The sequence below is a fragment of the Pseudoalteromonas sp. NZS11_1 genome, from assembly GCF_015864275.1.
GTDB classification, from domain to species: domain Bacteria; phylum Pseudomonadota; class Gammaproteobacteria; order Enterobacterales; family Alteromonadaceae; genus Pseudoalteromonas; species Pseudoalteromonas arctica.
On record NZ_JADYXK010000008.1, the window covers coordinates 34,832 to 50,050 of the forward strand.

Here is a 15,219-nt window from a genome sequence, read left to right on the forward strand (position 1 = left end):
CTATTCAAACTGAAGTTAAAATAAAAGCCATATAAATCAAATGATTAAATTATGGAATGAAGCATGCAACCTTATCACTACTTAACCAATGAGGGTAACATGATGAAACTCATCCAACTAGCTAAAGTCTGCATAGCTTTAATTCCATGCACAGCTTTTGGACAAGCATTTGATGAATGTCCGAGCCAAGCCTTTCTAATGCAAAATTCTAACGCACAACTTTACGGTATCGATCTAGTGTCAGCTAAACCAACTGTACTTGCTTCAAGCCTTACATTTGAAGATGAAGCAAATGGTGAGAGCGTAAATGCCGTCGGGTTTAACTATAAAGACCAGTACATGTATGGGTTCAGCCGTCAATCACCTAAAAGTGTTGTACAAATTGGTAGCGATTATGAAATGAAACGCCTTACAGTAGAAGGTTTACCAGATACAAACTTTTACGTTGGTGATATTCAGGTTACAGGCGAGGATGGTAATCAAAGTGCAACTTACTATGTTTATACACCTAGTTTTGGCTTGTATTCAGTTAATCTTGATGGCGATTTAAATGAAACAATTACTGCCAAACTTGCTAATGGCAGTAACAGTTGGAAGCTAGGTATTTTCGATTTTGCTTTTCACCCGACTAGCAACCTATTGTATGCTGTTGAAAGCAACGGTGACTTACATGAAGTTAATGTAACTACCAACACCACAAAGTTTATTACTCAATTAGATATTGGAGATGACTCTGGTGCATTTGGTGCAGCCTACTTTGATATTAATGGTCAGTTTTATTTTAGTAATAATAGCAGCGGTAAAATTCATAAAGTTGATTTAAGTGTAAGCCCAGTTGTAGGGTATACCCCAGTAGCAAATGTATTTACCTCTGGCCCAAAATCTAGCCAAAACGATGGGGCCCGTTGTGCTATAGCAGAAGTTAAAGTTACGGATAGCTCAATTGATTTTGGAGATGCACCAAGCCCATATAATACAAGTTTAGAAAAAAGTGGCGCACGTCACTTATTTGCTCCTGACAACACCAATGCCAATTTAATTTATTTAGGTGCAACAGTTGATGGTGAAAATATTAAATCGCTTACAACCAGGTTATAGCTTTATTTCTTGTAAATTATCCTTGTGAGTTTTGTTGACATTTCATGATTAAAATTCATTCAATTTACGGGGGGTAATCGTGCGCGATTTGTAACCTATTGGGCTCGGTAACGGCTTCTGCGTTACTCTAATGGCTTACATTTTTGTAAGAATAAGTAAAAATCGAGTTACAAAGAGTCAATAACCGCACTGTATAGGCGATGTTTTGATTAAAAAAACACATAGAGCTTCAAATTCAACCTCTAAGATCAACAGCCCCTAGTCTATTTTATTTAGTAATTCATAACCTGCAAGTACATCACTCAACTCCTCGTCAATGGTACTTTGACGCAGAGTATTAAACTCACTCGAAAGCTTATCAAGTAGCTCTTCAATATTTTTTTCAGCGCGTTGCATTGCGCCAAGACGACTGCTATTTTCGCTGACCAACGACTCGGCACATGCACGATAGAGAGAAATAAAAATATACTCGCGGATCAATGCCCTTATTGTTGTAGAGTGCTTGCAGAGTACTTCTGGCAAAGCTTTAGTTGGCCATAAAATATTTTTAAAATTATCTCGCCATTGCTCGTCAAGTGGGAGTAATCGCTGAGACACACATTCATAAAGCGCGCCTTGTTTAGGTTGATTATAAAACACCAATACACGGCAACCAGGATTAAGAACTAAGCTTGATTCACTGTCTATTTGAATTTGCCTAACTAAGGTATCTATATCGTGAACACTCACTGGCACTGTGTATACTTTTACTAAATTAAAGCCGGCATCGGTAAGTCGAGATGCAGCACGTGCGCCTACCACCCAAATTAGAGGTGGCTGGGTCTCGTTACTTAGCGCTTTAATTGTAAAGTCGGTAATACTTTCATTAAATTGCCCTACCAACCCTTGATCTGAGCCGAATATGATCACACCCGCTCTGCTTTCATTTAAATTTTTGGGTTGTGGTGAAAATTGAAATGACATGTCATCACGCAAACTCGCACTTAATCCTAACTCAACTGCCCGGTAGTAATCGGTCAATGAGCTAATCGATTTTTCATATTGCCCAATACTCGAGGCAGCAAGTGCCTTCATCGTTTTTACCACGCCTTGTAAATCACTTGCACTGGCTATTTTATGGCGTAAATTAGCGGCACTATTGCTCATGTTGTTATTGCCTTCTTTTCAGGCTCAAAATCAACAAGTGCGCGCTTAGCCAACTCAACAATTGTTTGTCGATCGTCATCACTTAAGCTTTTAGCGGTATCAAATCTATCACATAAAGTATCGTCTAACTGCGCAACTGCTTTTTTAAGAATATTTTTTGCGTCGTTTATTTTTAGCAGTTCAATCGAATCTAAAAAGCCATTACTGAGTGCGAGTAATAGCATAATTTGCTCAGGCACTGGCATAGGTGATGATTCAGATTGATGTAAGCTCGCTCGAATACGCCGTCCATGTTCAATTATACGCCGTGTATCATCATCAAGTCGGGCACCAAAACGAGCAAAGGTTTCTAGCTCTTCAAATTGAGCATATGCAAGCTTTAAATCGCCAGCAACTGCACGAAACGCAGCACGCTGTGCTTTACCGCCCACACGAGAAACCGACTTACCAACGTCAACGGCTGGTAATACACCTAGAGCAAATAATGAGGGTGATAAATAAATTTGTCCGTCGGTAATCGAAATTAAATTAGTTGGAATATAGGCTGAAATATTTTGAGCTTCGGTCTCTATAATGGGGAGTGCGGTCAAGGAACCACCGCCACGTTCTTTATTTAAATGGGTCGCACGCTCTAGTAATCGTGAATGAATATAAAAAATATCCCCAGGAAATGCTTCTCGTCCGGGTGGTCGTCGTAACAACAAAGACAACTCGCGGTAAGCTCTTGCGTGCTTAGTTAAATCGTCATATACAATAAGTACATCACGTCCTTGCTCCATAAAATATTCTGCAATACTGGTTGCAGCGTAAGGCGCTATATACTGTAAGCCCGGTGGTTCATTACCCTCTGTTGCAACAACAACCGTATAAGCCATTGCATTTTGCGCGCGTAATATTGCTATTGATTTAGCAACTGTTGATGCCCGCTGGCCAATAGCGCAATAAATACAAATTACATTTTGTTCTCGCTGATTTAAAATCGTGTCTATGGCTATAGCTGTTTTACCTGTTTGCCTGTCACCTAAAATAAGCTCTCGTTGTCCTCGCCCTATTGGAATCATCGCATCGATTACAATAAGTCCGGTTTGCAAAGGCGTAGTAACAGGAGAGCGGTCCATAATTGGTGCAGCTGGACGCTCTATTGGTAAACGCTGCTCGGTTTGTATAACGCTTCCACCGTCTAGTGCCTCGCCAAGTGGGTTTATCACTCGCCCTAATAGCGCATTGCCAACCGCTACATCCATTACACGACCACTGCGGCGCACTTCATCCCCAGCTTGTAAGTGGGCGTATTCACCTAAAAGCACAACACCGACTTCTTTTTCATCAATATTAAACGCAATTCCAAGCACATTACCGGGAAATATAATTAGTTCCTCAAAGCCAACGCCAGGTAATCCCGACACCTTCGCAATACCCGTTGATACACTGGTAATAATACCAACTTCATGTAAGTTCAATTGTGAGTTAACTATTTTTAGCCCTTGCTGAATGTGCTTAAACACATCACCAAACGCGTTTGTTAAACTGTGTATTTTTGTGTTTTTATTTTGAGTGTTTTCGCTAAGGTTACTCATCACTTATCAACAGGTTGAGAAGTTGTAGGCTGAGCTGTTTTTTGTTTTAGTAGCATATCAACTTCCTGCTCGATTGATTGTAAGTAATCGTCAATACTCCACACCAGCTTTTGTCCATTGACACATAACTCAATCCCGCTAATAAGGCTCTCATCGGTGGTGAATTTAATGGTAATATCTTTTGAAAATACAGCATTAATAGCATTCTTAAGTGCTAAACGCTGAGATTCAGTTAGCTCAAACGCACTTTGAATTAAGGCAGGTACAAATTCACTATTTGTACTTAGCGCCTGCGCTAAAGTGGTTTTTTTGTCGCTATCAAGCTTATATAAGCGCGCTGTGAACACCTCACATATTTGTTGTTCTAAAGTTGTTGATGCCAGTTCAGTTAAGGTTTTGCGACTAATAGCAAAAACCTCTTGCTTAACTTTTCGACTTAAAGACTCCTTTAAATTATCAGTCTCTTTTACTATATTTTGTTGATATTTAGTGCCCCAGCTTTGAGCTCTTTTTTGCGCCTCTAATATAAGTGCTTGCTCTGCTTGCTTAGCACTCACGCTTACTTGTTGCATCTTTTGTGTACGTTGTTGTTCAAACTCTTCATTTTTCAGAAAAAACTTTTCACGCTCCGCCAGTGCTTCATTTTGGTTTGTTTCAGCATCGTCTAACTCAGCGGCTATACGCTCTTCTCGCCTATCAATAGCGTGCAAAATTGGTTTATATAAATAGCGTTTTAGTAACCACACCAAAATTAAAAAATTAACCACTTGGGCTGCAACTGTAAACCAATCAATTAGCATGGTTTAACTTCCTGCAGCTTGTGCAATAGCGTAGTTCCAAAACGGATTGGCAAAAATAAGAATCATCGACACGACAAAACAGTATATTGCGGTCGATTCAATCATCGCAAGCCCTACAAAGAGCGTACGCGTAATAGTTGCTGATGCATCAGGTTGCTGTGCTAATGCACTCAATGCCGTTGCTACTGCTTTGCCTTCGCCAAGCGATGGACCTAAACAACCAAAACTAATTGTAATTCCTGAAATAACGATTGATGCCATTGCGATCATTGTCATGCTATCCATGTTCTCTCCAAGTATGATGTGTAGAAATACGTGATTAATTAACTCGTTGTTTGGCTGATTTTACTGAGCGCGTAGCCGCAGCAATATAAACGGCGGCTAAAATAGTAAAAATATAAGCCTGTACTAAGCCTGTAAGCAAACCCAGTGCCGTCATTACGATTGGGAATATAAAGGGTGTAATGGTTAACAAAATGCCAATGATCATTGCCCCGCTCATCATGTTGCCAAATAACCGCACAGCCAGAGCAAGTGTCCGTGATAATTCGCTAATAATATTAAATGGCAACATAATAAAAGTAGGAGCCATATAAGATTTTAAGTAATTGCCAAGCCCTTGTTCACTGATACCAAATAAAGGCACTGCAATAAATACGGTGAGCGCCAGTGCTGCTGTAGTCGATAACGATGCCGTGGGTGGCTCATAACCCGGAACAATGGTAAACATGCTCGCGGTTACTAAAAATAAAAACAGTGTGCCTAAAAAGCCAAGGTATTTTTTAGCGTCATTCAAGCCTACGTCTTCAATTTGTTGTGTGATCCCCGTTACTATAATTTCTAAAAAATTTTGCCAACGAGAACGCTTTAACGTGGTTGAAAGCTTACGGGTTATCAATATCGAACTAATCACCAAAACCAACATTAAAACCCAAGTGAAAACGATGGTTGCATTGAGTTTTAAAAAACCATTTTGCCAATAAATAACCGTATCAGGACTCAGGTGCATGATGTGTCACCTTTGCTAAATGAGAGGTTGATGCAGTACGGGTAACATAAGTGGTAATAAAACGGGCTATCAAAAAGCTAAATAAACACAGTGGTAATTGCAACCAAGATCTTGATAATAAGTCACTCGTCATCACACTATAAAAGCCACTTAAAGTAATTCCCATGCGTATAAATAAACTCAGCACAACCCATAGCGCTGGGTGAGTCGATACCATACTTTTTTGCACCGTCCACCATAGGCCACCAAAAAATAAGGCACCAAGCATTAGACCTACACTAACAATAATTAATACGCCGACTAGCTCATGCATCTTCGTCATCCTTTTGCTGATTATCACCGTGTTGATCTTGATGTATCGCGCTGTCTTCTTTGCTCATCCAGTGCCACGCGTTAAAGCACCCAAGTGCTAAACCCGCAACCAATAAAGCCAATGTCCATGAATGATCGCTTTCATAATGCGAATCTATATACACACCTAAACTTGCACCAAGTATGGTAGGCACTGCAACCGACCAACCAATGAGGCCCATCATTCCTAAACCAAACCATATTTTTTGATGAGAGTTAAGCCTTGCTTTTAGCTTACGCTGGGCTTTTATTTCTACTTGTTCTGCAAGTGTTGATGAACTGCTTTGTGAGTCTTTTGAACCTAGGTCGTCTTTTTTGTTTGTCATAAATAAATAGCTTTTAGTGGTTAAAGTCGAAAACGATTTAAAAAGCTACTTTCTAATTTAGCCATCACTGTTCTTACTTGTTGTGCTTGTTCATTGAGTGCCAAAAACTCTTTATCTACAGCGCTGCGAAGTGTTGCCAGATCAGTACCTAATATGGCACTTCGCACCGATACCAGCACAGTGTTTCCTGTTTTAATTAATACGCCCTCATCTACGGCTACAAATATCTCACCGTCTTTTTCGCAATTAAATGTCAAAATACCTGGGGTTAGAGGCGCAATACAGTCAAGGCGATTGGGTAAAAATCCGTACGATCCTTCGCTTGTTTCGGCAACAACATGAGTCACATCATGCCTGTCGAAAAATATCTCATACGGCAGCAATAATTTAAGGTGTATCTGAGTTTGCGTCACCGCTTGTATCCTCATTATTATTTACTGTGGATTTTATTCTGACCTCACTTATGGCACCTATCATATAAAGTGCACTCTCTGGCACGTTTTTAAATTCATCATTTAAAATGCGTTCACACCCATCTAGCGCATCATCAAGGCTAACAAGTTTGCCTTTATAACTAGTAAATTGCTCTGTTGTAAAAAATGGCTGAGTAAGAAAACGCTCTAAACGCCTTGCGCGTCCAACAATGTTGCGGTCCTCAACTGATAACTGTTCAAGCCCTAACATAGCAATAATATCTTTGAGTTCATTGTATTGCGCTAAGGTGCTACGTACCTTTTGTGCAAGTAAGTAGTGGCGCTCTCCCACAACCCCGGGGCTCGCCATTTTTGAATTAGATTGCAGGGGATCTATAGCCGGAAATAATCCTTCGCTTGCGCGTTTACGAGAGAGCACAATAGAAGCCGATAAATGCGAAAATGTATGAACTGCGGCCGGATCGGTAAAATCATCGGCAGGTACATACACCGCTTGAATAGAAGTAATAGCACCATTTTGTGTATTGGCAATTCGCTCTTCTAACCCAGCAAGCTCTGTGCCCATAGTAGGCTGATAACCAAGCCTTGAAGGCATTTGCCCCATTAAGCCCGATACCTCAGAGCCTGCCTGAATAAAACGAAATATATTGTCGATTAGCAACAGCACATCTCGCTGCTCATCATCACGAAAATACTCAGCCATAGTTAAAGCTGCATGCCCCACCCTAAAACGACTCCCTGGTGGCTCGTTCATTTGCCCAAAAATCATCGCCATGTTTGGCAAAACGCCCGCGTCTTTCATTTCGCGATAAAGCTCTTCGCCTTCACGGCAACGCTCACCTATGCCACAAAATAGGCTAACACCTTTGTGCTTGCCCACCATATTGTGAATCATTTCAGTCAATAACACTGTTTTGCCAACACCTGCACCGCCAAACAATCCCGCTTTGCCACCACGTTCTAACGGCACCAGCAGATCAATTACTTTTATACCGGTTTCAAAAATCTCTGATTGGGTTGACCGTTCGGTTAATGGCACTGGCTTATTATGTACAGAGCGCCACTGAACATCTTTAAGCTCACCACCGCCATCAAGCGTGTTACCAAACACATCAAACATTCTCGATAAGGTTCCTTTACCAACAGGGGTAAGTAACGGTCCGCCACTGTCAACAACTTCCATGCCACGCGCAAGTCCTTGTGTAGGCGTGAGCGCAATAGCTCTTACATGATGCTCATTGCGCTGCTCTAGCACTTCAAAAATACACTGTTTATTTTCGCCAGCACTAAGCATTGAATTAATCGCAGGTAGCTTTGTGTCAAAACGCACGTCAATTACGCTGCCGCGTATAGCGGTAATTGTACCGAAATTTTCAAATTTACTAATCGTGGATTGAGCTACAAAATTCATTAATGCGCCTGCCACTGCCAATTACGAATTTCAGGGAGATCTTGTCCATGCTTATTAATATATTTTTTATGCTCAACAAGCTTTTCTTCAAGCTGTTTTTTTAGTGCGTCTCTTTTTGTACCCAAGTTTGGCAGGCGTTCCAGTGTGTCTAACACTAAATGAAAACGATCAATCTCGTTTAATACCGTCATATCAAAAGCAGTTGTAATAGTGCCTTCTTCTTTATACCCGCGAACATGAATATTATGATGATTATTACGCTTGTACGTAAGCCTATGAATAAGCGTTGGGTAGCCATGAAATGCAAAAATAACCGGCTTATTAATAGTAAACAGAGTGTCAAAATCCTCTGCAATTAACCCGTGAGGATGTTCGGTATTAGGCTGTAAACGCATCAAATCAACCACATTAACAACCCGAATTTTAAGGTTGCTAAAATACTCGCGTAAAATCATAACGGCTGCCATCGTTTCCAATGTTGGTACGTCACCACAACAAGCCATCACCACATCAGGTGTTGCATCTACGCTATTACCCGCCCATTGCCAAATGCCAATCCCTGCCTCGCAATGTTTAACAGCTGCCACCATATCTAACCATTGCGGCGCAGGATGTTTGCCTGCAATAACGACATTAACGTAATGACGACTTCGCAAACAATGATCCATTACCGACAGCAAGCAGTTAGCATCAGGCGGTAAATAAACGCGCACAATTTCCGCTTTTTTATTAATAACATGATCGATAAAACCCGGATCTTGATGGGTAAAACCGTTGTGATCTTGTCGCCATACATGCGATGCCAGTAAATAATTAAGTGAAGCGATTTTTTTACGCCATGGTAAACCTGCCGTCACTTTTAACCATTTAGCATGTTGATTAAACATCGAGTCAATAATATGAATAAACGCTTCATAACTATTAAACAAACCATGGCGACCGGTTAATAAATATCCTTCAAGCCAACCTTCGCATTGATGTTCACTCAGCATTTCCATTACTCTGCCACTGGGCGCAAGCTGCTCATCGTTGCTATGGGTTCCTGCATTCCACTGTCTATCGGTTACCTCTAACAGTGCACCTAAACCATTGGATACCGTTTCGTCGGGTCCAAATACTCTAAAATTACGTTGCTCGTCATTAAGCTCAACTATATCTCTCAAAAATGGACCTAAAACTCTGGTATCACCAATTCCGCGTATACCGGGAGAGGTTACTTCGCAAGCATAATCGCGAAAATCAGGCATATGTAAATCTTCTAGCAGCAACCCACCATTCGCATGAGGATTTGCTCCCATACGGCGATTCCCCGTTGGGGCCAATTCAGCAAGCTCTGGTAATAAACGCCCTTGTGAATCGAAAAGTGTTTCTGGATGATAGCTACGCAGCCAGCTTTCTAATAATTGCAAATGATCTGGATGAGCTGATGGGCTAGAAATAGGAACCTGATGCGCACGCGATGTTCCCTCTATCTGAAAACCATCTACGAGCTTTGGACCCGTCCACCCTTTAGGTGAAATGAGGATAATCATTGGCCAACGTGGACGAGTTGGATCGTTATTATCGAGAGCCTCTTTTTTTATTTTTTTTATTTGATGTATTGCGACATCAAGTGCTTTAGCCATAGCCTGATGCATTAGCTCAGGCTCATGCCCTTCAACAAAAATAGGGCTCCAGCCATAACCGAACATTAATTGCTCTAATTCTTCATGGGTAATACGTGCTAAAACGGTAGGATTCGCAATTTTATACCCATTCAAATGCAATATAGGGAGAACAGCACCGTCACTGATAGGATTAAGAAACTTATTAGAATGCCATGCAGTTGCAATAGGCCCTGTTTCTGCCTCACCATCACCCACCACACAAGCAACTATTAAGTCAGGGTTATCAAATACAGCTCCAAACGAATGACTCAAAGAATAGCCCAGCTCGCCACCTTCATGAATCGAGCCCGGACATTCGGGCGACACATGACTAGCAATGCCACCGGGAAACGAAAACTGCAAAAACAGTTTTTGCATACCTGCTTTATCTTGGCTTATATCAGGGTAAATTTCACTGTAGGTGCCCTCAAGATAAGTATTAGCAACCATAGCTTGCCCGCCATGCCCTGGGCCAGATACATAAATCATATTTAGATCGTGTATTTTAATAACGCGATTTAAATGCGCATAAATAAAATTTTGCCCGGGTGTTGTTCCCCAGTGCCCAAGCAACATTTTTTTAATATCACTTAGTACCAGTGGGCGCTCTAAAAGTGGGTTATCGCATAAATAAATTTGACCTACCGACAGGTAATTTGTGGCACGCCAGTATGCGTCAATTAACTCTAATTCTTTTGATGTTAATGAAGGAAGAATCATATGCAGGGTTTCCATCTTGTCGCATCCAAAAATGCTTAAGCCATGCTCAATATAAGAGCATGGCGATGATTAGCCAGCGCACTAACTACGCAGTGGTAGTTATGTCCTGTTTTTTTTGCTCGAACTCTTTTTTGTCAATATCGCCGCTGGCGTATCTTTCATTAAGAATATCAATTGCTGTTTTATTAGACTCTAACCCATAGCGTCTATGAGTTCGGTAGCTATAACCCCAATGGCTTAAACTCGATATGAGCAATAACCACATACCAAACCATAAAAACCAACCCCAACCTGAGTACCACTCACTCCAAAATTCATGACCCATTTTAATCTCCACTTAATATATGGAGCGCAAAACACTTACACCCCAATTAATACAATGAGTGTAAGTGAGTGATATTATTGGTTCTGTTCGCTAGCGTACGCATTTATTATTGTTAATCATAAGCAGTTGTTTTATTGAGCATTTACTTGCTGTTTCTATTAAATTTTGTTTCTATTAAAGTTAATTTCTATTAAGCCAACCTTTACGCCAAAAAATAAATATCATTGCTGCCGTTATCAAAATAAAAACACACCACAAAACGGGATATGCCCAAGTCCAGTTTAGCTCTGGCATGTATTTAAAGTTCATTCCATAAATTCCAGCTATAAATGTTAACGGTATAAAAACAGAAGATATAATAGTAAGCACTTTCATAATTTCATTCATACGATTTGAAATAGCTGACATGTATAGCTCACTTAAACCGCTTACCATTTCACGGTATGACTCAATAATTTCAACAATTTGAATATTATGCTCATACACATCTCTAAGGTAAGGGCGCGTAGAGTCATCTATTCTGCCTCCTTCCTCGCGATACAAATGGTCGATAACCTCTCGCATAGGCCAAACAATTCTTCTTAATAATGCCAATTCTCGTTTAATACTATGGATATGATGCAGTACGTGGGGAGTTGGATTTTCAAGTGTTGTTACTTCAAGTTCCTCAAGGATATCGCCATATTGTTCAAGTACCGGAAAACATTTATCAACCAGTTCATCAAGTAATGCATAAAGTAAATAACCAGTACCATTTTTGCGAATACGACGATTTTCTGTATGCAAACGACCGCGAACGGATTGCCACACGTCTCCTGGTTTTTCTTGAAAACTCAGTAAAACATTGTCATATAAAAGTAAGCTAACTTGCTCAATATCAAGGATTGTATTATTGGGCTCATGCGTCTCTAGCTTCAACATGCTTAATACAACAAATAAATGATCGTCAAAAAATTCGATACGAGGTCGCTGAGGTACATGTAAAATATCTTCTGCGGTGAGCGTATGAAATGCGAAATGATGTTGAAGTAAACCAACAATATAAGAGTCTGTATTACTCACGTGGATCCACCTCACTGTTGCCCACTCGGGTTGAGGAGTTTTTAAAAACTCATCAATATCACTAACCTCTTTGGCTTCTATACGGCTAGCTGAATAATCTATATAACGTATAACAGCATTGTTTGATCTTGTTGGCGCTAAAACACCAGCAACGTATTCAACTTTGGGTGACGGCCCAGAAATAGTGTTATATTTATGTTTTCTCGACTTGCGCACATTATATAGCCCCAATGCTGGAGTACCCAACTTTCTCTTTTTATTATGTATTAACATTATATGCTCGATTACTTTATTTAAAGTTAGCTGAATAAAGTGAGTATTATCAACACTTACAGCGCGAATAAAAGTCAGTCACAAAGCCACGCTACTCAAAAATAAGCATAGAGTCCGTGCGCTAACACTCAAATATAATGTCAGTTTTAAAAATACACTTCGCACGTTCTAATTATTCTTGTTATAGCGTTACCTAAAAATCAATGAAAAATAACATTGCTTGTTCGTCAGCGCACAGACCTTTGTTTTTCAAAAGCCGAAACTGGAAATATTAATCTACTTATCGTTTGTACTTTACAGCTTATAAAAGCATGGTTTTTTATAGATAAGCATTAGGGTCTGTTGACCTTTTAAGATAGAAATTTGTTCTATCTAGGGGCTATTTAATCGCGGCGCAAGGTTTGCAACCTAGCGGGCTCGGTAAAAACCGAGCAAAGCTTCCGCATCCAGCTCACGCTCTAGAATTAACCCAAAGGGCTGCGCATGTTTAACCTCAAAAGATAAACGTGCCCTAAATAAGAAGAAAGCACTTGATAAGCAAAAGCGCGTTAAAAACTGCAAAAATAATGCATTACAAATGCAAATAACCCACTAAAAAGGATCGTTATTATGTTACGTAGTATGAAAGACTTAGAAGGTTGTGCAATCGCTGCTAGTGACGGTATTGTAGGCAAAGAAAAAGATTTTTTGTTTGATGACCTAGCATGGGTGATACGTTATTTTGTTGTAGAAACAGGCACGTGGCTATCGAGTCGCAAAGTTTTAATTTCCCCTATTGCGGTGCAAAACCCAAATTGGGATGAAAAGATTTTCCCTGTTTTAATCAGTAAAGACCAAGTTAAAAATAGTCCTGGTATTGATACTAATAAACCCGTTTCACGACAACATGAAATGGATTACCTAAACTACTATGGATACCCGTATTACTGGATCGGTACTAATTTTTGGGGAAGCGGGATATATCCCTACTCCTTATATCCTGGCAATGACATTTTTGAACATAGTGTCGAAGGTGCCCGCAGCGCAAATCTAATTCATAAAAGTATAAAAAGTCAGCATGATCAAAAAGGGGATCCTAATCTTCGTAGTTGCAAAGCTATTATTGGCTATAACATACACGCTAAAGACGGAGACATTGGCCATGTATCAGGATTTTTAGTTGAAGAAAATACATGGGCGGTTCGTTACCTAATTGTTGAGACGAGCAATTGGTGGGGAGGACATCAAGCACTTATCCCGTCAGCATGGATTTACGAAGTGCAATGGCTCGACAACTCAATTTCAACTGATTTAGTTCGTAAAGCGATAAAAGATGCGCCGGTATATGAGTCAAATAAAGAGATAACTCAGGACTTTGAAGCAGCTGTTTTTCATCACTATGAACTTGCTGCATATTGGGAGAAAATTGCTAAAACAGTAAAATAAACAAAGTTAAAACAGGCACAAATTCCAAAACAAGCGTGTCTTAATCTGCCTTTTATAACACTCTTACCAAGCAAATATTCAAGGACGATATTTGCTTTTATACTTAAAAACATTTCCTCCAATGCTACTTGTAAAACTCAGGTAAAATTCAAATAAAATAAGAGCAATACACATCAATACACATCAATACACATCAATATAAAACAATTTTTTATTTGAATTTAAATTGTATTCAATTAAATCCACTTTATAAGAAAAACCGTAGTTGAGTAAATCACTTATACTATCAATACTCGTATCCGCCTTTCGATAGGTAAGTAGCTGCTTAATATCGTGGGCATAATGTCCTTGACGTGGAAATATAGTTGTTAAATCATTTTTCCACTGCGCTTTCATAGCAGCTAAAATACGTAACTTATCATCTACCATTACATAATGTTTAGCGGGGTACTGCTCTTTTATTGCTGCAAGCATTTGCTCTTTGTGAACATATATCAACACCCTTCCCTCCATTGCATCCCATAAACCGGAGCGTAAAATTTTAAGTGGTTGTAATACAATATCGCCATCAGACAAAATAACGGTGGGGCCAAATTGTTGTAAATGTTCAATCACAGCAAGTGCGTTAGGATAAAGCCTTTCTTTATATGGATAATTAATTAAAAAAGAAGAAATCAGATGCAGTCTCGGATCATCAGAATGTTCCATTCGATAACACTGTAGTGCGCCCAAATAGTCGGCATAACCGAGTTCTTTACGAAGTTTTTCAAAAATAGACCAGTAATGGTCACTATTTTCACAACCAAATTCACCTTCTAAAAAATCTTTCAAATGGCTTAAAATAGTATCGCTATCGAGCAATGTATTATCAACATCTAGTAAAAATACGATATCGGGAACTGTTTGCACGCGCTGTCCTTAAAATAATTTAAGTACTTTATATTTTATTATATGAGTTTATTAATATTGACTCTGTACGGTATCGCGCCAAACAATGATTATTAAAGCTCATATATTCAACGCTCGTTACCTTCTCAAAATTACTATAAATACAGATAATGGGTGATTTATGTTCGCTGTGGCACAGACTCAAAATTGCAAAGCCATTAGGATAAAGCGGTCATACAAATTGTAGAATAGTCTTTTAAGCTATACGTAGTACTGCTTTTATACCAATTTGCTTAATTAAGTGAGCTATTTTGAGGTAAGAAAACCGTGTCGATAACAAGGCAGAAATTTTTAACACAGTTAGCGTCAGGTTTATGCCCTCAAATTGATCAAGTATTATTGCACATTGGTATTACTATGATAAATCGAGCTTACATTCCACTTAAGATTGAGAATAATGTAACTACACTCAATGTTTTAATTTGGTATTAAGTTTTTTATTTTATCGAGTAATATTTTAGGAATAATCACATGAGTAATAACATCTCAAGTAATTCAGTATCAAAAACTAAACCTAATTTGAATAAAGAAGGTCTCAGCCGACATGACATGATTGAAGCTAAAGCTTACTCATTAGCGAGTGATCGTGACTTTACCGGTGACAATCACTTAAATGATTGGCTTGAGGCTGAAAAGGAAGTAGACGGACAACTACCCAAGTAGGTTAA

Annotated in this window: 15 protein-coding genes and 1 pseudogene; 3 read left to right on the top strand and 13 right to left on the bottom strand. The window is 39.5% G+C overall.

Annotated features, from left to right (window positions below; genetic code table 11):
* Positions 1 to 102: 102 nt before the first annotated feature.
* A pseudogene (locus I6F44_RS08105) lies at positions 103 to 1,080 on the top strand (DUF6923 family protein); the annotation flags it as partial.
* 276 nt (positions 1,081 to 1,356) lie between these two features.
* On the opposite strand, the gene I6F44_RS08110 reads toward I6F44_RS08105, so the two are convergent.
* The 12 genes from I6F44_RS08110 to corA all read right to left on the bottom strand — a co-directional run bounded on the left by I6F44_RS08110 (position 1,357) and on the right by corA (position 12,121).
* Positions 1,357 to 2,244: a F0F1 ATP synthase subunit gamma gene (locus I6F44_RS08110; RefSeq protein WP_121955318.1), complete on the bottom strand. Its 888-nt coding sequence runs from the start codon at positions 2,242 to 2,244 to the stop codon at positions 1,357 to 1,359.
* Positions 2,241 to 3,821 (bottom strand): alternate F1F0 ATPase, F1 subunit alpha, encoded by a 1,581-nt coding sequence (locus tag I6F44_RS08115; protein WP_165734848.1) that lies wholly within the window; start codon positions 3,819 to 3,821, stop codon positions 2,241 to 2,243. Before I6F44_RS08115 ends, I6F44_RS08110 begins: the two co-directional genes overlap by 4 nt.
* Positions 3,821 to 4,621: a F0F1 ATP synthase subunit delta gene (locus I6F44_RS08120; protein WP_197173561.1), complete on the bottom strand. Its 801-nt coding sequence runs from the start codon at positions 4,619 to 4,621 to the stop codon at positions 3,821 to 3,823. The genes I6F44_RS08115 and I6F44_RS08120 overlap by 1 nt, the downstream gene beginning before the upstream one ends.
* A gap of 3 nt (positions 4,622 to 4,624) precedes the next feature.
* The gene (locus I6F44_RS08125) at positions 4,625 to 4,906 is read right to left on the bottom strand and encodes a F0F1 ATP synthase subunit C (protein ID WP_010552606.1); all 282 of its coding nucleotides are present in this window, start codon (positions 4,904 to 4,906) and stop codon (positions 4,625 to 4,627) included.
* Between the two features lie 34 nt (positions 4,907 to 4,940).
* Positions 4,941 to 5,630 carry a F0F1 ATP synthase subunit A gene (locus I6F44_RS08130; protein ID WP_197173562.1) on the bottom strand — a complete coding sequence of 230 codons (690 nt, stop codon included), beginning with the start codon at positions 5,628 to 5,630 and terminating at the stop codon, positions 4,941 to 4,943.
* On the bottom strand, positions 5,614 to 5,943 hold the full coding sequence (locus I6F44_RS08135; RefSeq protein WP_010552604.1) for an ATP synthase subunit I: 330 nt from the start codon (positions 5,941 to 5,943) through the stop codon (positions 5,614 to 5,616). The genes I6F44_RS08130 and I6F44_RS08135 overlap by 17 nt, the downstream gene beginning before the upstream one ends.
* The gene (locus tag I6F44_RS08140) at positions 5,936 to 6,307 is read right to left on the bottom strand and encodes an AtpZ/AtpI family protein (RefSeq protein WP_024609582.1); all 372 of its coding nucleotides are present in this window, start codon (positions 6,305 to 6,307) and stop codon (positions 5,936 to 5,938) included. The genes I6F44_RS08135 and I6F44_RS08140 overlap by 8 nt, the downstream gene beginning before the upstream one ends.
* 20 nt (positions 6,308 to 6,327) lie before the next feature.
* On the bottom strand, positions 6,328 to 6,720 hold the full coding sequence (locus I6F44_RS08145; RefSeq protein WP_024609583.1) for a F0F1 ATP synthase subunit epsilon: 393 nt from the start codon (positions 6,718 to 6,720) through the stop codon (positions 6,328 to 6,330).
* Positions 6,695 to 8,152, bottom strand: a complete 1,458-nt coding sequence (gene atpD, locus I6F44_RS08150) for a F0F1 ATP synthase subunit beta (protein ID WP_197173563.1) — start codon at positions 8,150 to 8,152, stop codon at positions 6,695 to 6,697. Before atpD ends, I6F44_RS08145 begins: the two co-directional genes overlap by 26 nt.
* Positions 8,152 to 10,533 (bottom strand): phosphoketolase family protein, encoded by a 2,382-nt coding sequence (locus tag I6F44_RS08155; RefSeq protein ID WP_197173564.1) that lies wholly within the window; start codon positions 10,531 to 10,533, stop codon positions 8,152 to 8,154. Before I6F44_RS08155 ends, atpD begins: the two co-directional genes overlap by 1 nt.
* Positions 10,534 to 10,603: 70 nt before the next feature.
* Positions 10,604 to 10,843, bottom strand: a complete 240-nt coding sequence (locus I6F44_RS08160; protein ID WP_008168384.1) for an SHOCT domain-containing protein — start codon at positions 10,841 to 10,843, stop codon at positions 10,604 to 10,606.
* Positions 10,844 to 11,023: 180 nt separating this feature from the next.
* Entirely contained in the window at positions 11,024 to 12,121 is a 1,098-nt protein-coding gene (gene corA / locus I6F44_RS08165) for a magnesium/cobalt transporter CorA (protein ID WP_225305725.1), read from the bottom strand.
* 666 nt (positions 12,122 to 12,787) lie between these two features.
* Here corA and I6F44_RS08170 point away from each other — a divergent pair.
* Complete coding sequence (locus I6F44_RS08170; protein ID WP_101163438.1) at positions 12,788 to 13,603, top strand: PRC-barrel domain-containing protein; 816 nt, start codon at positions 12,788 to 12,790, stop codon at positions 13,601 to 13,603.
* Positions 13,604 to 13,786: 183 nt separating this feature from the next.
* On the opposite strand, the gene I6F44_RS08175 is transcribed toward I6F44_RS08170, so the two are convergent.
* A complete protein-coding gene (locus I6F44_RS08175) occupies positions 13,787 to 14,512 on the bottom strand; it encodes an HAD family hydrolase (protein WP_197173565.1) in 726 nt (241 codons plus the stop codon).
* Positions 14,513 to 15,022: 510 nt separating this feature from the next.
* Here I6F44_RS08175 and I6F44_RS08180 point away from each other — a divergent pair.
* Entirely contained in the window at positions 15,023 to 15,214 is a 192-nt protein-coding gene (locus tag I6F44_RS08180) for a DUF2934 domain-containing protein (protein ID WP_024590348.1), read from the top strand.
* Positions 15,215 to 15,219 lie beyond the last annotated feature (5 nt).

What these genes read in the sequence shown, in the direction of transcription:
- I6F44_RS08120 (WP_197173561.1), bottom strand. Translation starts at nt 4,621, where the DNA reads ATGCTAATTGATTGGTTTACAGTTGCAGCCCAAGTGGTTAATTTTTTA.
- atpD (WP_197173563.1), bottom strand. Translation starts at nt 8,152, where the DNA reads ATGAATTTTGTAGCTCAATCCACGATTAGTAAATTTGAAAATTTCGGT.
- I6F44_RS08110 (WP_121955318.1), bottom strand. Translation starts at nt 2,244, where the DNA reads ATGAGCAATAGTGCCGCTAATTTACGCCATAAAATAGCCAGTGCAAGT.
- I6F44_RS08170 (WP_101163438.1), top strand. Translation starts at nt 12,788, where the DNA reads ATGTTACGTAGTATGAAAGACTTAGAAGGTTGTGCAATCGCTGCTAGT.
- I6F44_RS08180 (WP_024590348.1), top strand. Translation starts at nt 15,023, where the DNA reads ATGAGTAATAACATCTCAAGTAATTCAGTATCAAAAACTAAACCTAAT.
- I6F44_RS08115 (WP_165734848.1), bottom strand. Translation starts at nt 3,821, where the DNA reads ATGAGTAACCTTAGCGAAAACACTCAAAATAAAAACACAAAAATACAC.
- I6F44_RS08140 (WP_024609582.1), bottom strand. Translation starts at nt 6,307, where the DNA reads ATGACAAACAAAAAAGACGACCTAGGTTCAAAAGACTCACAAAGCAGT.
- I6F44_RS08160 (WP_008168384.1), bottom strand. Translation starts at nt 10,843, where the DNA reads ATGGGTCATGAATTTTGGAGTGAGTGGTACTCAGGTTGGGGTTGGTTT.
- I6F44_RS08130 (WP_197173562.1), bottom strand. Translation starts at nt 5,630, where the DNA reads ATGCACCTGAGTCCTGATACGGTTATTTATTGGCAAAATGGTTTTTTA.
- I6F44_RS08155 (WP_197173564.1), bottom strand. Translation starts at nt 10,533, where the DNA reads ATGGAAACCCTGCATATGATTCTTCCTTCATTAACATCAAAAGAATTA.
- I6F44_RS08135 (WP_010552604.1), bottom strand. Translation starts at nt 5,943, where the DNA reads ATGCATGAGCTAGTCGGCGTATTAATTATTGTTAGTGTAGGTCTAATG.
- I6F44_RS08125 (WP_010552606.1), bottom strand. Translation starts at nt 4,906, where the DNA reads ATGGATAGCATGACAATGATCGCAATGGCATCAATCGTTATTTCAGGA.